The sequence below is a fragment of the Vibrio sp. 970 genome, assembly GCF_033339075.1.
In genome coordinates this window covers 1-573 of record NZ_JAWOTW010000619.1, presented here as the reverse complement: position 1 = coordinate 573, position 573 = coordinate 1, and the positions used below count along the sequence as shown (strand labels likewise).

At 46.9% G+C, this 573-nt stretch carries 1 protein-coding gene; it reads right to left on the bottom strand.

Annotation, left to right across the window (positions count from 1 at the left end; all coding sequences use genetic code 11):
* Window positions 1-573: Na+/H+ antiporter NhaA (gene nhaA / locus R7Q11_RS28220; RefSeq protein ID WP_225467232.1), on the bottom strand; the 573-nt coding region annotated here is incomplete at both ends.

The following is a 573-nucleotide window of genomic DNA, read 5'->3' as shown; positions in this document are numbered from 1 at the left end:
GGTTTACCAATCAATAGACCTAGTGCAATACCTAGAGGCAGCATTGAAGTTAGGCCTGACATCGATACGCCTTCTAGCGAGATACCTGCGTTCGCAAATGCAAACAGAGGAAGAATACCAAATGCAACATAAGGGTGAAGAGCATGCTCCATGTGTTTCAATGGAGAGTGTTCGCCCTGCTTTCCTTTCAGCGGAATCGCGAAACCGATCACTACACCTGCCAATGTTGCGTGCACACCAGACTTAAGTACAGCAAACCACAGAATCGCACCTACAATCATGTACGGTGTTAGCTTGGTGACTTCTTTCGCGTTCAGCATGAACAGTACACCTGTCATGACGAAGCCGACAAGCAATGCCGTTGAAGAAAGATCACCGGGGTAGAACAGAGCAATGATGACTACAACACCTAAGTCGTCAATGATCGCAAGAGCCAACAAAAATACTTTTAGGCTCACTGGTACACGCTTACCAAGTAACGCCATGATACCCAGAGCAAATGCAATGTCTGTCGCCGCAGGAATTGCCCAACCAGAGATCGCTTCAGGGTCATTTGCATTAAAAGCAACGTAA